Raw genomic sequence first — 18,727 nt, 5'->3', positions numbered from 1 at the left:
ATGTTAGTACCTAAACGTGTAAAATTCCGTCGTGAATTTAGAGGTAAAATGCGCGGTGAAGCTAAAGGTGGTAAAGAGATCGCTTATGGAGAATTCGGCTTACAAGCTGTAGAATCTCACTGGATCACTAACCGTCAAATTGAAGCTGCTCGTATTGCTATGACTCGTTACATGAAACGTGGTGGGAAAGTATGGATCAAAATTTTCCCTCATAAATCATACACATCAAAAGCAATCGGAGTTCGTATGGGATCTGGTAAAGGTGCTCCTGAAGGATGGGTTTCACCAGTTAAACGTGGAAAAATCATGTTTGAAGTTGGCGGCGTATCTGAAGAAGTAGCTCGTGAAGCATTACGTTTAGCATCACACAAATTACCGATCAAAACGAAATTTGTAAAACGTGAAGAAATTGGTGGTGAATCTAATGAAGGCTAATGAACTTAAAGAATTATCCACTTCAGAAATGATTGAAAAAGAAAAAGAATTTAAAGAAGAATTATTCAATCTAAGATTCCAATTGGCTACTGGCCAGTTAGAGAATACTTCAAGATTGAGCGAAGTTCGCAAATCTATCGCACGCATTAAAACAGCGTTGCGCCAAGCTGAATTACAAAAATAGTTGATCGAAACGAAAAAGGAGGTCGCTAACAAATGACTGAAGAACGTAATCAACGTAAAGTGTACCAAGGACACGTTATTTCTGACAAAATGGACAAAACTATCGTTGTTCAAATTGATACTCAAAAACGCCACCCAGTATACGGCAAACGTATGAAATATTCTAAAAAATACAAAGCACATGATGAAAACAACAGTGCAAAATTAGGCGATATCGTTAAAATTATGGAAACTCGTCCATTATCAGCTACTAAACATTTCCGTTTAGTTGAAATCGTGGAAGAATCTATCATTATCTAAGCATAAAAACCTGATTTTAAAAATGAAGTTTCTAATTCCGAAAGGAGGATACGAAAGTGATCCAAGCAGAAAGTCGTTTGAAAGTAGCTGACAACTCTGGTGCACGTGAAGTACTTGCAATAAAAGTACTAGGTGGTTCAGGCCGTAAGACTGCTAACATTGGTGATGTTATTGTTTGTACTGTAAAACATGCAACACCAGGTGGCGTTGTCAAAAAAGGTGAAGTTGTTAAAGCTGTAATTGTACGTACCAAAACAGGAGCTCGTCGTGCAGACGGTTCTTATATTAAATTTGATGAAAATGCATGTGTCATTATCCGTGACGATAAGAGCCCAAGAGGAACTCGTATCTTTGGACCTGTTGCACGTGAATTACGTGACAACAGTTTCATGAAAATCGTTTCATTGGCTCCAGAAGTTCTTTAATACCCAACCATCCACGAAGGAGGTGCGAGATAAATATGTTTATTAAAACAGGAGATAAAGTTAAAGTTATCACTGGTAAAGATAAAGGCAAAGAAGGCGTAGTTAAAGCTGTATTTCCTAAGAAAAATCGCGTTACCGTTGAAGGTGTTAACATTATGAAAAAACACCAAAAACCATCAACATTTGAACCAAATGGCGGCATTCTAGAAATCGAAGCCCCAGTTGATGCTTCAAATGTTATGTTGATCGACGCTTCAACTGGCGAACCAACTCGCGTTGGCTACAAAGTTGAAGATGGTAAAAAAGTACGTGTATCTAAAAAAACCGGTGAAGTTTTAAACTAATAGATTAAGGAAGGAGGGACAAACTTCATGAACCGCCTTAAAGAAAAATATACTAAAGAAGTTACTCCAGCTATGATGGAGAAATTCAACTACTCATCAATCATGCAAACACCAAAAGTTGATAAAATCGTTATTAACATGGGTGTGGGTGATGCAGTATCAAACACTAAAAACTTAGACAAAGCAGTTAATGAATTGACAGTTATCGCTGGTCAAAAACCAGTAATTACAAAAGCTAAAAAATCAATCGCTGGCTTCCGTTTACGTGAAGGCATGCCTATTGGTACTAAAGTAACATTACGTGGAGACAGAATGTACGATTTCTTAGACAAATTGGTTTCTGTTTCACTTCCTCGTGTACGCGACTTCCGCGGCGTAAGCAATAAAGCTTTCGACGGACGTGGAAACTACACGTTAGGAATTAAAGAACAACTTATCTTCCCTGAAGTTGAATATGACATGGTTGATAAAGTTCGCGGAATGGACATCGTTATTGTAACTACTGCTAACACTGACGAAGAATCTCGTGAATTGTTAACGCAACTTGGAATGCCATTCCAAAAATAATATAGGAGGCGAAGATAGTGGCTAAAAAATCAATGATTGCTAAAAGTAAACGCCCTGCTAAATTCTCAACTCAAGAATACACTCGTTGTGAACGTTGTGGTCGTCCACATTCAGTTTACCGCAAATTCAAACTTTGCCGTATTTGCTTACGCGAACTAGCCTATAAAGGTGAAATTCCAGGTATGAAAAAAGCAAGCTGGTAAAACGAAACTCGCAAAAAGGAGGCTAAAAAATCATGGTCATGACTGATCCAATCGCAGATTTTCTAACACGTGTTCGTAACGCTAACTCAGCAAAACACGAATCATTAGAAGTACCTGCTTCAAAAGTTAAAAAAGAGATTGCTAACATTTTAAAACGTGAAGGTTTTGTAAAAAATGTTGAATTTGTTGAAGATGACAAACAAGGCGTTATCCGTGTTTTCTTAAAATATGGACAAGACAACGAACGTGTTATCACTGGATTGAAACGTATCTCTAAACCAGGTTTGCGTGTTTACGCTAAAGCTGGCGATGTACCTAAAGTTCTTAACGGACTAGGTATCGCGATCGTATCAACTTCAGAAGGTGTCGTTACAGACAAAGAAGCAAGAACAAAAAATATCGGTGGCGAAATACTCGCTTACGTTTGGTAATAAACAAGAAGAAATAAGGAGGTGCCCTGCTATGAGCCGTATTGGAAATAAAGTTATTACTATTCCTGCTGGAGTAGAAGTTACTCAAAACGGAAATGATGTTACTGTTAAAGGACCTAAAGGTGAATTGAACCTTACAATCAGTCCTGTCATTACGATGACTGTTTCAGATAATGAAATTACTTTCACTCGTCCTGACGACAGCAAACCTAGCCGTACGATCCACGGTACTACACGCGCCCTTGTTAACAACATGGTCGTTGGAGTTACTGAAGGATTCGAAAAAACTTTAGATTTGATCGGGGTTGGATACCGTGCTCAATTACAAGGAACTAAACTTGTATTGAACGTTGGTCTTTCACATCCAGTTGAATTTGAAGCTAGAGAAGGTATTACTGTTGAAGTTCCTTCAAACACTAAGATTATTGTTAAAGGAATCAACAAAGAACATGTTGGAGAATTAGCAGCCAACATTCGTGGAGTACGTCCTCCTGAGCCTTATAAAGGGAAAGGTATTCGTTACACTGACGAATTCGTACGTCGTAAAGAAGGTAAAACAGGTAAATAATACTTACCTGGCTGCCTGATTGCTAGTAAATAAAATAAAGAGGTGACAATTGTGATTTCAAAACCAGACAAAAATAAACTACGTCTAAAAAGACATGGACGAGTACGCGCTAAAATTTCTGGTACTGCTGAGTGCCCACGTTTGAACGTTTTCCGCTCAAACAAGAATATCTACGCTCAAGTGATTGATGACGTAGCGGGTGTCACGCTCGCAAGTGCATCTACATTAGATAAAGAAGTTTCAGGCGAAACAAGAACAGAACAAGCTACAGCTGTTGGAGCATTAGTTGCTCAACGTGCTGCTGAAAAAGGTATTAAAGAAGTAGTCTTTGACCGTGGTGGGTACCTATACCATGGCCGTGTACAAGCTTTAGCTGAAGCTGCTCGCGAAAATGGACTAGACTTTTAGGAAAAGGAGGAAAACCACACATGGTATACATCGATCCAAACACATTGGAATTAGAAGATCGTGTTGTTACAATCAACCGTGTAACTAAAGTAGTAAAAGGTGGACGTAACTTGCGTTTTGCTGCATTAGTTGTTGTCGGAGACAAAAATGGACACGTTGGCTTTGGTACAGGTAAAGCTAAAGAAGTACCTGAAGCTATTCGTAAAGCGATTGAAAGTGCTAAGAAAAATCTTATTGAAGTACCGAGAGATGGTTCAACTGTACCTCATGAAGTTATTGGACGTTACAGCGGTGGAAATGTTTTAATCAAACCTGCTATTGAAGGTTCTGGGGTTTCTGCTGGTGGTCCGGTTCGTGCCGTATTGGAACTAGCTGGTGTCGCTGACGTAACAAGTAAATCATTAGGTTCAAGCACTCCAATCAACATGGTTCGTGCGACAATCGACGGATTAACTCAATTAAAACGCGTTGAAGAAGTTGCAAGACTTCGCGGTAAAACTGTAGAAGAAATTATCGGATAAAAGGAGGACTATAAGAAATGGCTAATTTAGAAATTACTTTAAAACGTAGCGTTATCGGACGTCCTCAAAATCAACGTGATACAGTTAAAGCTTTAGGTCTTAAAAAGACTAACAGTACTGTAGTTAAACCTGCTAATGAAGCAATCAAAGGTATGGTTAACACAATTTCACATTTAGTGGACGTTAAAGAAGTTTAATGTAAACTTTGTAAGATTCAAATTGAAGGAGGTGCCCAAACAATGAAACTTCATGAATTAAAACCTGCAGAAGGTTCTCGTAAAGTTCGTAACCGTGTAGGACGCGGAACTTCTTCTGGTAACGGTAAAACATCAGGTCGTGGACAAAAAGGTCAAAAATCACGTTCAGGTGGTGGCGTACGTTTAGGATTCGAAGGTGGACAAACACCTTTATTCCGTACTTTACCAAAACGTGGTTTCACGAACATCAACCGCAAGGAATACGCTGTTGTAAATCTTGAAACTTTAAACCGTTTTGAAGATGGAACAGAAGTAACCCCTGCATTACTAGTTGAAACAGGAGTCATCAAAGACGAAAAATCTGGAATTAAAGTGCTAGGTAACGGATCAATTGAACGTAAATTGACTGTTAAAGCAAATAAATTCTCCCAAGCAGCTAAAGAAGCAATTGAAGCTGCTGGCGGTTCAGTTGAGGTGATTTAATGTTAAAGGTCCTAAAAGATGCATTTAAAGATAAGGACATCAGAGGAAGAATACTCTTCACTCTAGGAATCTTGATTCTCTTTCGTTTAGGAACCCATATTACGGTTCCTGGCGTTAATGCAAATGCATTGGGAGATTTATCTTCGTCTGGACTATTTAGCTTATTGAATACCTTTGGTGGTGGAGCACTTAGCAGCTATTCTATATTTGCGCTTGGTGTTTCTCCGTATATCACCGCTTCGATCGTTGTCCAATTACTGCAAATGGATATTATTCCAAAATTTGCAGAATGGGCTGATCAAGGTGAGGTTGGACGACGTAAATTGAATCAAGTGACTCGTTACTTGACAATCGGTTTAGCGTTTGTTCAAGCCGTGGGGATATCTTATGGGTTCAATGCCCTAACAAACTTGGGACTGGTTAATAATCCAACCGTTGCAACATATCTTTCCATTGCACTTATTCTTACTGCAGGAACAATGATGGTTTTATGGTTAGCTGAGCTCATAACTGTTAATGGTTTTGGGAACGGCACTTCAATGATCATCTTCTCAGGTATCATTGCCCGTGTTCCTTCAGACCTTTACAATTTTTACAATACTCAAATCAGAAATGCTGGAGACGAAATGACCAAAGCTATTCTGTTCTCAATTGCTATTGCTATCGGGTTCATCCTGATTGTGATCTTAGTTGTGTATATGGAAAATGCTAGACGCAAAATTCCTGTTCAGTATTCGAAACGTGTTTCGTCAAATGATCAAAGTGCTCACATTCCATTAAAAGTAAATTCAGCTGGAGTTATTCCGGTTATTTTTGCGAGTTCCTTTATTATGACTCCTCAAACCATTTTAGGTTTCTTTAGTCAAAATTCAGCGAATGAAACATGGTATCAAGTGCTTAATCAAGTTTTCAATTTGGAAGAACCAATAGGAGCTGTATTGTACACGTTATTGATCGTTGTCTTTACGTTCTTCTATGCTTTCATCCAAGTGAATCCGGAAATAGTTTCTGAGAACTTGCAAAAACAGGGTGGTTATATCGCAAGTGTACGCCCCGGACAACCTACTCAAGATTATTTATCGAAAGTTCTTGCCCGTCTAAGTACATTAGGAGCACTATATTTAGGTATTATTTCTTTAATACCGATTCTTGCTTCTAATTTGTGGAATTTACCTTCATCCGTTGCTCTTGGAGGAACAAGCTTACTGATTGTTGTCGGTGTAGCTTTAGACTCAATGAGACAGCTGGAAGGACAAACTGTTAAAAGAAGTTATCGAGGCTTTATCCAATAAGAAGACTGTGTTGAGGAATTTCCTCAGCACTGATTCTTACATTTAAGGAGGAAAAATGATGAATCTCATTTTAATGGGGCTTCCTGGTGCAGGAAAAGGAACGCAAGCAGAACAAATTGTAGATGCTTATCAAATACCTCATATTTCAACGGGAGATATGTTCCGGGCTGCAGTTGAAAAACAAACCGAATTAGGAATCAAAGCAAAATCCTTTATGGATTCTGGTAACTTAGTTCCTGATGAAGTGACTAATGGAATTGTCAAAGAACGTTTGGCTGAATCCGATACGGACAACGGATTTCTTTTAGATGGTTTCCCTCGAACTTTGAATCAAGCGGAAGCGTTGGAAGAAATTACAAAAGGCTTAAATAAACCAATCGATGCTGTTTTTTACATTGAAGTGAACAAAGACATTTTAATGCAAAGACTTACTGGTCGTTTTATATGCAGCAATTGTGGAGCTACTTACCACAAACTGAATAAACCGACAAAAGTTGAAGGTACGTGTGATCGTTGCGGAGGACATGAGTTCTATCAAAGAGAAGACGACAAACCTGAAACAGTCGAGAATCGTATAAACGTAAACGTTGAATTAACAGAACCTCTTTTAAACTTCTATAAAGAGCGCGATGTTTTGTATACCGTAAACGGTGAAGATGATGTTAAAGATGTATTTAACTCAATCAAAGAAGTTATTGATAAAACCAAATAATCTCTTCATATAAAACAAAAAAAACCATCTTGCTTTTTTCGTTCTTTAAAAAAGAAGAATCTTCACAATTGTTCACAGAAATTGATTTGTTCGTTTTTCAAAACCTTGTAGAAGAAAAGGGATTATGCTATAATATTAAAAGTATTGACTTTAAAATGCTTTTTTGTTGTGTTATAATCTATAAGTTAAGATGAAAACAGGTGAGGGCTTGTAATGCGCTCACTGTTTATCGCGTAATAGAAGCGAAAAAATTAAGGGAGGTACTAGGCGTGGCGAAAGACGATGTCATAGAAATTGAAGGTACAGTCGTTGAAACTTTGCCAAATGCAAGTTTTAAAGTTGAACTTGAAAATGGCCATATAGTATTGGCGCATGTTTCCGGAAAAATTCGCATGAATTACATTCGAATTTTACCAGGGGATAAAGTTACAGTTGAGTTATCTCCATATGATTTATCACGTGGACGTATAACTTACCGCTTTAAATAATTGCACTCCGTCACTAAAATAGGAGGGTTAGTTCATGAAAGTAAGACCATCAGTTAAAAAAATGTGTGATAAATGTAAAGTTATCCGTCGTAATGGTCGGGTAATGGTTATTTGTGAAAATCCAAAACATAAACAACGTCAAGGATAATAAAAATTAGGAGGTGTAATTGTAATGGCTCGTATTGCAGGTGTAGATATTCCACGTGACAAACGTGTAGTAATTTCTCTAACTTATATATATGGAATCGGTAAAAATACAGCTAGCGAGGTTTTAAAAGCAGCTGATGTATCAGAAGATATTCGTGTTCGTGATCTTAGCAATGATCAATTAGACGCTATCCGTGTGGAAGTGGATAAATTGAAAGTTGAAGGAGATTTACGTCGTGAAGTAAGCCAAAATATCAAACGTTTGATTGATATTGGTTCATACCGAGGCATGCGTCACCGTCGTGGATTACCAGTTCGTGGACAAAACACGAAAAATAATGCACGTACTCGTAAAGGCCCAGCTAAGGCAATTGCAGGTAAGAAAAAATAATTTAGAAGTAAGGAGGTAAACCTTAATGGCAAGAAAAGTTCAACGCAAACGTCGTGTGAAAAAAAATATCGAGAGCGGAGTAGCTCATATCCGTTCTACATTTAACAACACTATTGTAATGATTACTGATACTCATGGTAACGCAATTTCATGGTCATCAGCTGGATCACTAGGTTTCCGCGGATCAAAAAAATCAACTCCATTTGCAGCTCAATTAGCAGCTGAAGCAGCAGCTAAAGTAAGTATGGAAAATGGAATGAAAACAGTCGAAGTTGCAGTTAAAGGTCCTGGTTCAGGTCGTGAAGCAGCAATTCGTTCTTTGCAAGCAACAGGTTTAGAAGTTACAGCAATTCGTGACGTAACTCCAATTCCTCATAATGGATGCCGCCCTCCAAAACGCCGTCGTGTTTAATTGAGAGCTGCTTCATTTTTTGTAGGTTTGCACTCGATAACATGAACTTAACGTTTTGAAAGGGGTAAATAGCAGAATGATCGAAATTGAAAAGCCAAGAATTGAAACGATTGAGATCAGCGATGATGCCAAGTTTGGTAAATTCGTTGTAGAGCCACTTGAACGTGGATATGGAACAACGTTGGGTAATTCCCTACGTCGTATTTTATTGTCTTCTCTTCCGGGAGCAGCTGTAACAAATATTCAAATTGACAGTGTTTTACATGAATTTTCTACTATTGACGGTGTTGTTGAGGATGTTACAGCAATCATCTTAAATATTAAAAAGTTGGCACTCAAATTATACTCTGAAGAGGACAAGACAATTGAAATCGATGTGAAAGGCCCTGCAGTGGTTACAGCAGCAGACATCATTTTTGATAGTGATGTTGAAATCTTGAACCCTGACTTGTATATCTGTACTGTAGCTGAAGGCGGACACTTCCATGTTCGTATGACAGCTAGAAAAGGTAGAGGTTACGCAAGAGCTGAACACAATAAAAAAGACGATATGCCTATCGGTGTATTGCCAGTCGATTCAATCTACACCCCAGTTAGTCGTGTGAACTATCAAGTTGAAAACACTCGAGTGGGTCAAAAAGACGCTTTTGACAAGTTAACACTTGATGTATGGACAGACGGTTCAATTAGCCCTGAAGAGGCAGTTAGTTTAGCCGCTCGAATTCTAACCGAACACTTGAATATCTTCGTAAATCTAACAGATGAAACACGTAAAGTGGAAATCATGGTGGAAAAAGAAGAGACTCAAAAAGAGAAAAAACTTGAAATGACAATAGAAGAACTTGATTTGTCTGTACGTTCATACAACTGTTTGAAACGTGCTGGAATCAACACTGTACAAGAGTTGACTGACAAATCAGAAGCTGAAATGATTAAGGTACGTAATCTTGGACGTAAATCACTTGAAGAAGTTAAATTCAAACTGAATGAACTTGAATTGGGATTGCGCCACGAAGACTAGTAGTACTGTATCAAGGGAGGATAATATACAATGGGTTACCGTAAATTAGGACGTACAAGCTCTCAACGTAAAGCTATGTTGCGTGATTTAACTTCTGATCTAATCATTAACGAACGTATTGTGACTACTGAAGCTCGCGCTAAAGAAGTTCGCAAAACAACAGAAAAAATGATTACTTTAGGTAAAAAAGGCGATTTAGCTGCTCGTCGTCGTGCTGCTGCATTCGTTCGTAACGAAGTTGCAACAGTTAAAGAAGAAGAAGATGCAATCATCGTTGAATCAGCTTTACAAAAATTATTCGGGGACATTGCACCACGTTATGCTGAACGTCAAGGTGGATACACTCGTATTTTGAAAACTGAAAACCGTCGCGGTGATGGTGCACCAATGGTCGTTATTGAATTAGTATAATTCATTCAACCAGCACTTCATATTTCAGCCAGTTGTTGCAACAATTCTGTTGAGACAACTGGTTGAATAATAAGGAAACAAAATGACGTTCACTTTTTTAGATGTATGATCGGAGTGTTATGATGATGAATAGATAGCAATATCTTTCGAGTCTAGCTCTAAACTTCTCTTAGAGAATCTGTTCTCTAAGAGAGGTACATTCATCAATTAAAGTGATTTTTTTTATTTTAAAGCAGCTGAAAACTGGAATCACTCCTTTTTTCAGTTACTTTAAAGTAAAAAGAAGCAAGTACAGGTACACTAAATTTTCTGAAAAACAAGATGGTCTGTATAGTAGAATAGTGTATAATAATTACGTAATGGACCATGACAGGTGTCAAGACTGATGACGAGTGAAAGGTCTGAGCAACATTATCTGCCTAACAACGTGATCCGTGATGACGTTGTAATCCTAATAGAAGACTTGGGGAGTTAGCCATGAATAAAATCATTACACTAAATAATTTAATATACCAATACAATGAAACGGATCTGCGACCTGCTCTGAACGGAGTATCTTTAGAAATCGAAGAAGGCGAATGGATCGCGATCATTGGACCAAATGGATCAGGAAAATCTACGCTGGCAAAAACGATCAATGGCTTGATTGCTCCAGACAGTGGAGAAGTTTTTGTGGATCAATTAGCGTTATCAGAAGAAAATATTTGGGGAATCCGTGAAAAAGTGGGCATGGTTTTTCAAAATCCGGACAATCAATTTGTAGGATCAACAGTGCAAGATGATGTGGCCTTTGGTTTAGAAAATCAAGCTGTTCCAAGAGACGAAATGCTGCAAAGAGTCGAATCGGCTCTAGGGCAAGTTAAGATGCTGGACTTTAAAGAGCGAGAACCGGCGCGTCTATCTGGAGGACAAAAGCAGCGCGTAGCTATTGCAGGTGTGGTGGCAATAGCGCCTAAAATTATTATTTTAGATGAAGCTACAAGTATGCTGGACCCTCAAGGACGTCAAGAAGTGATTGAAACTGTACAACAGATCAAAGAAAAAGAAAATTTGACCGTTATCTCCATCACGCATGATATTGACGAAGCAGCCAATGCGAACCGTATCTTAGTGATGCAAGAAGGAAAATTAGTGAGAGAAGGCACTCCGCAAGAAATCTTTTCTAACGGAGACCAATTGATCGATATGGGATTGGATTTGCCATTTCCGGAGAAATTGAAAGTGGCTTTGGAAGAAAGAGGCTTAAAAGTTCCCGAAACATACTTAACAGAAGAAGGGATGGTGGAATGGTTATGGACATTACTTTCGAAAAAGTAGGGTACACATACCAAAAAGGCACACCATTCGAAAGCCGAGCGTTATATGATATTGATTTTGCTATTAAAGATGGCAGTTATACTGCTCTCGTTGGACATACTGGAAGCGGAAAATCCACGATATTGCGTCATTTGAACGCATTGAACAAACCGACTGAAGGTAAAGTCGTTATTGGAGACCGTGAAATCATCTCAACGACCAATAATAAAAATCTCAAAAGCATCCGTAAAAAGGTTGGAATCGTCTTTCAATTTCCTGAATCGCAATTGTTTGAAGAAACGATTGCCAAAGATATTGCTTTTGGACCAAAAAACTTTGGTGCTACTGAAGAAGAAGGTATCGAAATTGCTAAGCGTATGCTGCCGTTAGTGGGATTGGATGAGACTTACATGGAACGTTCACCATTCGACTTGTCAGGCGGACAAATGCGCCGTGTAGCGATAGCTGGTGTGTTGGCAATGGAACCGGAAGTATTGGTGTTGGACGAGCCGACTGCTGGATTAGATCCAAAAGGGCGCAAAGAAATGATGGACATGTTCTATCGACTGTATCAAGAACAAGGTATGACTATTGTCTTAGTGACTCACCAAATGGAAGATGTAGCCAATTACGCCAATCACGTCATCATTTTAGAACAAGGTACCGTTGTGAAAGAAGGTCCTCCTCGTGAGATCTTTCAAAATGAAGCATGGTTGGAAAGCAAACAATTGGATGTTCCGGCAACTGTATCTTTTGCAAGTCGTTTAGAAGAGCGTCTGGGGCTGAAGTTAGAGGAAATACCGTTGACTACAGATGAATTGGCAGATCAATTAGTAGCCCAATTAGCCGCCCAGTTAGCCGTTGATGCATTCGAAGGCGGTGATGCCAAATGATGGAGAAATTGATTTTTGGACGTTACATTCCCGGAAATTCCTGGATACACCGATTGGATCCTAGAGCGAAACTGATCAGCACGATCCTGTTTATTTTCGTGATCTTTTTGGCTAACAATTGGCAAACGTATTTGCTCTTATTCATTTTTGTATTGACCGCTGTCTTATTATCGAAAATCAAATTCAGCTTCTTTATCAATGGGATCAAACCCATGATTTGGCTGATCCTGTTTACCGTGATTTTACAGGTGTTCTTCACTGGAGGGGGAGAAGTTTACTTCCAGTGGTGGATTTTGATGCTGACTTCTCAAGGATTGCTGAACGGGGTCTTTATTTTCTGTCGTTTCGTGTTGATCATCTTCATGTCGACACTGTTAACACTGACTACAATGCCACTGTCCTTAACAGACGCTTTAGAGTACCTGATGCGTCCGCTGACCGCTTTGAAGGTTCCAGTGTATGAGATTGCTTTGATGCTCTCTATAGCGCTTCGTTTCGTTCCTACGTTGATGGATGAAACGGAGAAGATCATGAACGCCCAACGAGCTAGAGGGGTAGATTTTGGGGAAGGAAATGTCTTCCAGCAAATGAAATCCATCGTTCCGCTGCTGATTCCTTTATTCGTAAGCTCATTCAATCGTGCTGAGGATTTAGCAACTGCTATGGAAGCCAGAGGATACAGCGGCGGCGAAGGTCGTACGAAATTCCGTAAGTTGGACTGGAGTGCTTCAGATACTCTAGTGATGCTCACTTTTGCAGTGTTGACCGCTGCTTTAGTCTTTTTAAGAAATTAATAAGTAGTGACCGCAACAAAAATTGCCCGACTCATGAGACGCTTCCAACGCTGTTTGTTGTATGAGGCGTCTTTTTTAATGAGTAAAGCGTCTTTAGTCTTTAGTGCAGAGAGACAGCACAGACAAATCTTGCTCTGCTTAAAGAGCTTGACGTTTTTACGTTACTAAATAAGCCTTAAAATCTGGAAAAAGGAACGCAAAAATAGTTTGTGTTCCTTTTTAAATAAAAACGCCTAGAAAAAGGCACATAAATACTTGTTGCGTGACCTTTATAAGCTAAAACATCTAAAAAGGGCACGCAAATCAAATCAGTCAATATATAGCGTACTTTTTATATAGAAAAAAGAGTCACTAAAAGATATCAAGGAGGCAGCACATGGAAAGCTATCGTTACAAAGTATTATTGCAATATGATGGAAGCCAATTTGTAGGATTCCAAATACAACCAAATGGTCGTACAGTCCAAGGGGACATTGAGAAAGCTTTGAACATCATGACTAAAGGACAAACGATCAGACTGCGCAGCGCTGGACGTACCGACTCGGGTGTCCATGCTAAAGGACAAGTGATTCATTTTGATTACCCGTTTTATTTGCCGCCTAAAAATATGCTGCGAGCCTTAAACAGTCTAACCACAGATGAACTGACTTTTTATTCTGCGGAAATTGTGGACACTGACTTTCATGCTCAATACTCGACAGCAGGGAAGAAGTATCAATACCGTGTGGATATCAATCAGGTCATGAGTCCATTTAAACGCTTATATGCCTTACATCACCCTTATCGTATTGATATGGAAGCTTTAGAGGTTGCTCTAAACGACCTTGTCGGAGAGCATGATTTTACGAGTTTTTGTGCCAGCAATAGTGGCAAAGAAGATAAAGTACGTACCGTTTATGAAGCGAAAGTCGAAAAAGATGAGCTGAATGGCGAATTGATTTTTACCTTTAGAGGCAATGGATTCTTGTACAACATGGTGCGAATCTTTATCGGCACGTTGTTGCAAATTGCTGACGGGTTGCGCCCTGCTGATGATATCAAGCGTCTTCTAGAAGTCAAAGACCGCAATCAAGCTGGTCCTACTGCTGCTGCTCATGGGTTGTACATGATGGAGACTTTTTATGACAAGCAGGAAGCGACTAAAGGAACGATCTTTGAGGCTGTAGAGGAAGAAGTTAAATAGTCGAAAACGAAGCGTTATTTTGCTAAAATAGGCTCAATGGACGGAAATCAAGTCCATTATAACGGATTAAAGGAGTTCTTAAGATGAAATGGATCGCACTGATTTTAACGGCATTTCTATTTGCCGGATGCAGTACGCAGGAAGAAACTGGTTCAACGGACAGTACAGCCTCTCAAGTAGCGTCAAGTTCTCCAGCAGCGGAAGAAGACTTGGCACCAGTACCTGAAGAGGAACTGGATTCTGCAGACTCTATCCAATCACCAGACTATCCTGAACTTACTGTCATTCAAGAAAAGATTGATCTGGAGACTGTAGAAAGTTATTTGATGACGGATAATCAAGGAACCAGAGTCATGATTTTTGTGGAAGACGGCGAACAAGCGTATAAAAGTATCTACATTAAATCGGATAATCGGTTGAAGTTAGTGAATCTCAAATCCGATGAATTGATGATAGATGAAGAATGGATGGAGTAAATTACTCTAATGTGGAGCAGTGCAATCGTTCTTCATCCTCCAGCATCGGTAAAGAAAGATATTTTTACTCATCAACATCAAATGGTTAATTAAATGGTCTGTGCCGCTGATTGGCTGGTAAGTATCCGGTAAATAACTGGATTCATACCAGTCAGCTTTTTTTGATTCGCTCATAAAAGGAAGTACTGAGACCTTGTCAGTACCTCATAAAAGACGTAGACTGTTTAGAAAGGAAGTGAGTGCGTATATGCGCTACATCAAAGAAGAATTATTAACGTTTCGCCGACCGGAAAAAGACGATTGGGCGCAGATTATTGCTCCTATGGCAGGAATGGCATTCTGTTTGCTGTTCGGCTACTTTATTGGGAAAGTTTCCTTAGGGGGATTGATGACGCTAGGGTTATTTGTCTTTTTTTACTATGAACAGATGCCATTGCGTCTGCTATTAAAGAGGCTGGTTTTAGTTGGTCTTTTGCTGCTGTTTGTGATGTTTGTCTCCTTACTGTGTTGGCATTTCCAATGGACTGCTCCTATGGTTATAGGTAGCTTAGCTTTTCTTTGCCGTCTCTTTTTTCGGCTTTATGGGATGCAAAAACCAGGGGCCCTTTTTGTCATCTTATTATCAGCTGTTGGGGTAGGAATCGAATCCAATTTTCAATCCATGGTAGGAATTATGGGAGCCATGTCACTAGGCGTTACCTTAGGGATTATCCTAGCTGTCGTCGTGCACTTCACAGAAAGGAATAGTTCAGACTACCAAATAGACAAATCGAATCTTAAAGAAAGAATTAACCGAGATCCAGGTGCCTTGATGGATGCCCTGTTCTACGCCGGCACGCTCTTTTTTGCTGTTTATTTAAGTATGGGAATCGGACTGGATAAACCTTCTTGGATGATTTTCTCCTGTGCAGGAATTTTACAGGTGAAAAACATACGAGCTATGATGAACCGCAACATCCAGCGGATTTCTGGAACCGTTCTAGGCTTGATCGTTGCCAGTATGATTACTGCTTTCCCAATGTCTCAACTCATGCAAATTTTCATTGTGGTTGCTCTTTATGGGACGCTGCAATATTGTATGCGTGTTAACTATGCTTTAGGAATATTTGTTTCTACCCCTATGGCTATCCTGCTGACGACTATGATCTCTAATAAACTGACAGTCACTTCAGCTATCTCCAACCGGCTGATTGGTATTGTTCTTGGCTGTATTTTAGGTGTCACGGCTGCTTGGGTGATGGTAACCACTCTGAAATTTTATAACCGAAAATGGGACTTGGATCTTGAAAAATCAGAAGAAAATGAAAATCAATAAGTGTATTAAAAAATAGTGCAGAGCGTGAACTGTAATGAATTCTAAAAATTAGAGTAGTTCAATTAAATAAGTTAAGCAGTTGCTTGGCTGGAATGTTTTCGGAAATTGACCGGATTCATTCCGGCCAATTTTGTTTTAATCCAATCATTATGGTAATCATCGGTATAGTTTTTATTTTAAAAGGTCATTTTTTTGTATACCGATTCCGTTTAAAGCAATAAATAAAACAAAGTTGTCTTTATGGAGGGCAGAAATTGAAGGATTAAATAGAAAAAAATTGCACTTAAACGTTTATATACCAAACTTTCTGTAAGCAAATTTAAAACATACGGAAGAAACTTCTAAGGATTCATCTCGGAAAATTACAAAATACCTTTGTGAGAATTGGATAATTGACTTACAATAAATACGTTGTTATCGAACGGGCCTGTTCATAATTCAACTAGAAACCCCTATTGCTGAAAAAGTGAAGGTGGTTATTTAGGAGGAAATTATGCATTTATTAAATAAAAAATTACTGGTGCTGACATTTGCAAGTACGTTGATACTAACAGCGTGTAGGACAAATGAAGCTACCAGCCAAGACGCTTCTGAAAGTACGACAGAAACTTCTGCGAATGAATCTGCAGAAGCGGCTTTTCCATTAGCTACGACCAATGAGGAAGAAGCAATTGATGGAGGCGTATTAAACTATGCCTTAGTCACAGATACGCCATTCCAAGGAATCATGAGTCCTGAATTCAAAGCGAATGCGTATGATGCTCAATTACTCAGCTTCAATATGGAACCCATGTTTTCAATCGATGAAAGCTTCCGCTTGAGCAATGACGGATATGCGACTTATGAATTTGATGAAGCGAATAATCAAGTAACAATCCGGTTGACTGAAGAGCTCAATTGGTCTGACGGCGAACCGATTACTTCGGAGGATTTGGTATTTCCTTATGCAGTGCTAGGCCACCCTGACTATCCTGGAACGAACTTTGGAGAAGCTTATTTGAACATTGCGGGAATGGAAGCTTACAACAAGGGAGAAGCAGAGACGATTTCAGGCATTACCGTGGTGGACGATTTGACCATTGAAATCGAGTACTTAAAAACGACGCCATCTCTCTTACAGTCTGGTGGGGGAATCTGGGAGTATCCGATGCCGAAACATCACTTGGAAGGCATCGAAGTAGCGGATATGCCGTCTGCTCCTGAAATTCGGGAAAATCCCGTTGGAACAGGTCCTTTCAAAGTTGAAAGCATCGTTCCAGGCGAATCCGTCCATTATGTGGTCAATGAGCACTATTGGAAAGGTGAACCGGGAGTTGCCGAAGTAGTGGCCGAAACCGTACCAACCTCTACGATTTCCATTGCGATGGAAAATGGGGAATACGACATTGCCAGCATGCCAGCCGGTGAGTATGATGCCTACAAAGATTTAGAAAACATCGCTTTGTTGGGGCAACCGGACACTCAATATTCTTATTTAGGCTTTAAAATGGGTAAATGGAATGAAGAAGAAGGCATCAACGTTCTTGACCCGGATGCAAAACTAGCTGATAAAGAATTGCGACAAGCCATCGCTTATGCGATTGACAACGATGCCGTCGGAGAACAATTCTACAACGGCTTACAAATGAGAGCCACTTCACCTATTGCACCAGCTTATGAGGAATACCATAATGCTGAATTGACAGGCTACTCGTACAATCCTGAGAAAGCGATGGAACTACTGGATGAAGCCGGTTATGTGGATACCAATGATGACGGCTTTAGAGAAACTCCAGTAGGCGAAGAACTCGTTATTAATTACGCAGGAATGTCTGGTAGCGAGGAAGCAGAACCGATTACCGACTACTACATCCAACAATGGGAAGCGGTCGGCTTGAATGTCGATTTAGTCGATGGTCGATTGATGGAATTTCAAGATTTCTATAACCGCGTGCATGTAGACGATGAAGCTATTGATATGTACAAAGGAGCTTGGAGTACAGGTTCTGACCCTAACCCAAGTGGTTTATACGGACCAAGAGAAATTTACAACTATCCACGTTGGGCAACAGAAGAAAATACTCAATTGCTGGACAATATCTCTTCTCAAGAAGCCTTTGACCATGAGTACCAAATTAATGCCTATCACGAGTGGCAAGCTTATTTCATGGAAGAAGTCCCTGCATTGCCATTACTAAACCCTACAGAGCTGATTGCGGTGAATAATCGTGTGAAAAACTACGATATCACTCGAGGCAATCCAAACGGTTGGGAAGTAGTAGAATTAACGGCGGTGGAACCCGCTCAATAGAAATAATAAAAACAGGAGCTGATACCAGATCAGTTCCTGTTTTTTTACATAAAAAAATAAAAAACGAACAAAATGTTTCGTCTTTTATTTTAAAGATATTCTTTTGTCGTAAAATTTTAAAAACTTGTATAATTACCCCCAATCCAAATAGTGTCATCAGCAGAAAAACATCAATGATTCGGCTGATGACTTTGTTCGCAATATTATCAAAAACATCTAAATAAGATCCAGCATTATAATGACTTCCGAGATCTAATAGTATCATTCCAACAAAAGCGAATAAAGCAGTTGCTACAACAGCACCAACAATTCCCCACAGTCCAAAACTAGTAAAATATTGGATAATTTCTTGACCTGAGGCGAAACCGGCTCCGACGAAAACACCCATAAACGCCATCACGATTCTGAAAACTTTTTTCTGATTTTTCAAAATACACGCCTCCTTTTAGAGTCTATCGTATACTATTATTTTTTCTAATTCCATTTTTTTGATTGAAGAAAGAAGGAAGCGGAAGCTTCTAGAGTTGAAAAAAAGAGGGGA

At 39.4% G+C, this 18,727-nt stretch carries 29 protein-coding genes; 28 read left to right on the top strand and 1 reads right to left on the bottom strand.

Translation table 11 applies throughout. The features are described from left to right. From rplP to ACEN4L_RS03520, 28 genes are all read left to right on the top strand, one after another. On the top strand, window positions 1-435 hold the full coding sequence (gene rplP, locus ACEN4L_RS03655; RefSeq protein ID WP_204212096.1) for a 50S ribosomal protein L16: 435 nt from the start codon (window positions 1-3) through the stop codon (window positions 433-435). Next, window positions 425-619 carry a 50S ribosomal protein L29 gene (gene rpmC / locus ACEN4L_RS03650; RefSeq protein ID WP_092480908.1) on the top strand — a complete coding sequence of 65 codons (195 nt, stop codon included), beginning with the start codon at window positions 425-427 and terminating at the stop codon, window positions 617-619. The genes rplP and rpmC overlap by 11 nt, the downstream gene beginning before the upstream one ends. A 32-nt stretch (window positions 620-651) precedes the next feature. Then, on the top strand, window positions 652-918 hold the full coding sequence (rpsQ, locus tag ACEN4L_RS03645) for a 30S ribosomal protein S17 (protein WP_407095992.1): 267 nt from the start codon (window positions 652-654) through the stop codon (window positions 916-918). 56 nt (window positions 919-974) lie between these two features. Beyond that, the gene (gene rplN / locus ACEN4L_RS03640; protein ID WP_407095991.1) at window positions 975-1,343 is read left to right on the top strand and encodes a 50S ribosomal protein L14; all 369 of its coding nucleotides are present in this window, start codon (window positions 975-977) and stop codon (window positions 1,341-1,343) included. Between the two features lie 35 nt (window positions 1,344-1,378). Beyond that, window positions 1,379-1,687, top strand: coding sequence for a 50S ribosomal protein L24 (rplX, locus tag ACEN4L_RS03635; protein ID WP_407095990.1), 309 nt, complete (start codon window positions 1,379-1,381; stop codon window positions 1,685-1,687). Window positions 1,688-1,714: 27 nt separating this feature from the next. Beyond that, window positions 1,715-2,254 (top strand): 50S ribosomal protein L5, encoded by a 540-nt coding sequence (rplE, locus tag ACEN4L_RS03630; RefSeq protein WP_407095989.1) that lies wholly within the window; start codon window positions 1,715-1,717, stop codon window positions 2,252-2,254. 17 nt (window positions 2,255-2,271) lie between these two features. Continuing rightward, a complete protein-coding gene (locus tag ACEN4L_RS03625) occupies window positions 2,272-2,457 on the top strand; it encodes a type Z 30S ribosomal protein S14 (protein ID WP_092480913.1) in 186 nt (61 codons plus the stop codon). Window positions 2,458-2,489: 32 nt separating this feature from the next. Then, window positions 2,490-2,888 carry a 30S ribosomal protein S8 gene (gene rpsH, locus ACEN4L_RS03620; protein WP_407095988.1) on the top strand — a complete coding sequence of 133 codons (399 nt, stop codon included), beginning with the start codon at window positions 2,490-2,492 and terminating at the stop codon, window positions 2,886-2,888. Between the two features lie 31 nt (window positions 2,889-2,919). Then, window positions 2,920-3,456, top strand: coding sequence for a 50S ribosomal protein L6 (gene rplF, locus ACEN4L_RS03615; RefSeq protein WP_407095987.1), 537 nt, complete (start codon window positions 2,920-2,922; stop codon window positions 3,454-3,456). Between the two features lie 51 nt (window positions 3,457-3,507). Then, window positions 3,508-3,864, top strand: coding sequence for a 50S ribosomal protein L18 (rplR, locus tag ACEN4L_RS03610; RefSeq protein ID WP_407095986.1), 357 nt, complete (start codon window positions 3,508-3,510; stop codon window positions 3,862-3,864). 20 nt (window positions 3,865-3,884) lie between these two features. Continuing rightward, window positions 3,885-4,385, top strand: coding sequence for a 30S ribosomal protein S5 (rpsE, locus tag ACEN4L_RS03605; protein ID WP_407095985.1), 501 nt, complete (start codon window positions 3,885-3,887; stop codon window positions 4,383-4,385). A 17-nt stretch (window positions 4,386-4,402) separates the two neighbouring features. Further along, window positions 4,403-4,582 (top strand): 50S ribosomal protein L30, encoded by a 180-nt coding sequence (rpmD, locus tag ACEN4L_RS03600; protein ID WP_092480918.1) that lies wholly within the window; start codon window positions 4,403-4,405, stop codon window positions 4,580-4,582. A 42-nt stretch (window positions 4,583-4,624) separates the two neighbouring features. Next, the gene (rplO, locus tag ACEN4L_RS03595; RefSeq protein ID WP_407095984.1) at window positions 4,625-5,065 is read left to right on the top strand and encodes a 50S ribosomal protein L15; all 441 of its coding nucleotides are present in this window, start codon (window positions 4,625-4,627) and stop codon (window positions 5,063-5,065) included. Beyond that, on the top strand, window positions 5,065-6,357 hold the full coding sequence (gene secY, locus ACEN4L_RS03590; RefSeq protein WP_407095983.1) for a preprotein translocase subunit SecY: 1,293 nt from the start codon (window positions 5,065-5,067) through the stop codon (window positions 6,355-6,357). Before rplO ends, secY begins: the two co-directional genes overlap by 1 nt. 58 nt (window positions 6,358-6,415) lie before the next feature. After that, window positions 6,416-7,069: an adenylate kinase gene (locus tag ACEN4L_RS03585; RefSeq protein ID WP_407095982.1), complete on the top strand. Its 654-nt coding sequence runs from the start codon at window positions 6,416-6,418 to the stop codon at window positions 7,067-7,069. 269 nt (window positions 7,070-7,338) lie between these two features. Continuing rightward, window positions 7,339-7,557, top strand: a complete 219-nt coding sequence (infA, locus tag ACEN4L_RS03580; RefSeq protein WP_092480922.1) for a translation initiation factor IF-1 — start codon at window positions 7,339-7,341, stop codon at window positions 7,555-7,557. 34 nt (window positions 7,558-7,591) lie between these two features. Beyond that, window positions 7,592-7,705, top strand: coding sequence for a 50S ribosomal protein L36 (gene rpmJ / locus ACEN4L_RS03575; RefSeq protein WP_034299928.1), 114 nt, complete (start codon window positions 7,592-7,594; stop codon window positions 7,703-7,705). A gap of 24 nt (window positions 7,706-7,729) precedes the next feature. After that, window positions 7,730-8,095 carry a 30S ribosomal protein S13 gene (gene rpsM, locus ACEN4L_RS03570; RefSeq protein WP_407095981.1) on the top strand — a complete coding sequence of 122 codons (366 nt, stop codon included), beginning with the start codon at window positions 7,730-7,732 and terminating at the stop codon, window positions 8,093-8,095. Window positions 8,096-8,120: 25 nt separating this feature from the next. Further along, window positions 8,121-8,507 (top strand): 30S ribosomal protein S11, encoded by a 387-nt coding sequence (gene rpsK / locus ACEN4L_RS03565; protein WP_407095980.1) that lies wholly within the window; start codon window positions 8,121-8,123, stop codon window positions 8,505-8,507. Between the two features lie 76 nt (window positions 8,508-8,583). Continuing rightward, window positions 8,584-9,528, top strand: a complete 945-nt coding sequence (locus ACEN4L_RS03560) for a DNA-directed RNA polymerase subunit alpha (RefSeq protein ID WP_204212082.1) — start codon at window positions 8,584-8,586, stop codon at window positions 9,526-9,528. A gap of 30 nt (window positions 9,529-9,558) precedes the next feature. After that, complete coding sequence (rplQ, locus tag ACEN4L_RS03555; protein ID WP_407095979.1) at window positions 9,559-9,939, top strand: 50S ribosomal protein L17; 381 nt, start codon at window positions 9,559-9,561, stop codon at window positions 9,937-9,939. Between the two features lie 477 nt (window positions 9,940-10,416). After that, complete coding sequence (locus tag ACEN4L_RS03550; RefSeq protein ID WP_407095978.1) at window positions 10,417-11,256, top strand: energy-coupling factor ABC transporter ATP-binding protein; 840 nt, start codon at window positions 10,417-10,419, stop codon at window positions 11,254-11,256. Continuing rightward, entirely contained in the window at window positions 11,232-12,128 is an 897-nt protein-coding gene (locus ACEN4L_RS03545; protein WP_407096088.1) for an energy-coupling factor ABC transporter ATP-binding protein, read from the top strand. The genes ACEN4L_RS03550 and ACEN4L_RS03545 overlap by 25 nt, the downstream gene beginning before the upstream one ends. Continuing rightward, on the top strand, window positions 12,125-12,922 hold the full coding sequence (locus ACEN4L_RS03540; RefSeq protein WP_407095977.1) for an energy-coupling factor transporter transmembrane component T family protein: 798 nt from the start codon (window positions 12,125-12,127) through the stop codon (window positions 12,920-12,922). Before ACEN4L_RS03545 ends, ACEN4L_RS03540 begins: the two co-directional genes overlap by 4 nt. 376 nt (window positions 12,923-13,298) lie before the next feature. Then, entirely contained in the window at window positions 13,299-14,105 is an 807-nt protein-coding gene (truA, locus tag ACEN4L_RS03535) for a tRNA pseudouridine(38-40) synthase TruA (RefSeq protein ID WP_407095976.1), read from the top strand. A gap of 83 nt (window positions 14,106-14,188) precedes the next feature. Continuing rightward, window positions 14,189-14,581 (top strand): hypothetical protein, encoded by a 393-nt coding sequence (locus ACEN4L_RS03530; RefSeq protein ID WP_407095975.1) that lies wholly within the window; start codon window positions 14,189-14,191, stop codon window positions 14,579-14,581. A gap of 247 nt (window positions 14,582-14,828) precedes the next feature. Further along, complete coding sequence (locus tag ACEN4L_RS03525) at window positions 14,829-15,896, top strand: FUSC family protein (RefSeq protein ID WP_407095974.1); 1,068 nt, start codon at window positions 14,829-14,831, stop codon at window positions 15,894-15,896. Window positions 15,897-16,389: 493 nt separating this feature from the next. After that, entirely contained in the window at window positions 16,390-18,186 is a 1,797-nt protein-coding gene (locus ACEN4L_RS03520; RefSeq protein ID WP_407095973.1) for an oligopeptide ABC transporter substrate-binding protein, read from the top strand. On the opposite strand, the gene ACEN4L_RS03515 is transcribed toward ACEN4L_RS03520, so the two are convergent. Continuing rightward, window positions 18,122-18,616, bottom strand: a complete 495-nt coding sequence (locus ACEN4L_RS03515; protein WP_407095972.1) for a hypothetical protein — start codon at window positions 18,614-18,616, stop codon at window positions 18,122-18,124. The genes ACEN4L_RS03520 and ACEN4L_RS03515 overlap by 65 nt on opposite strands. Window positions 18,617-18,727: the final 111 nt, after the last annotated feature.

It is taken from the genome of Desemzia sp. FAM 23988, assembly GCF_045528365.1.
Classification (GTDB): domain Bacteria; phylum Bacillota; class Bacilli; order Lactobacillales; family Carnobacteriaceae; genus Desemzia.
This window is presented reverse-complemented; position numbering and strand designations above follow the sequence as displayed.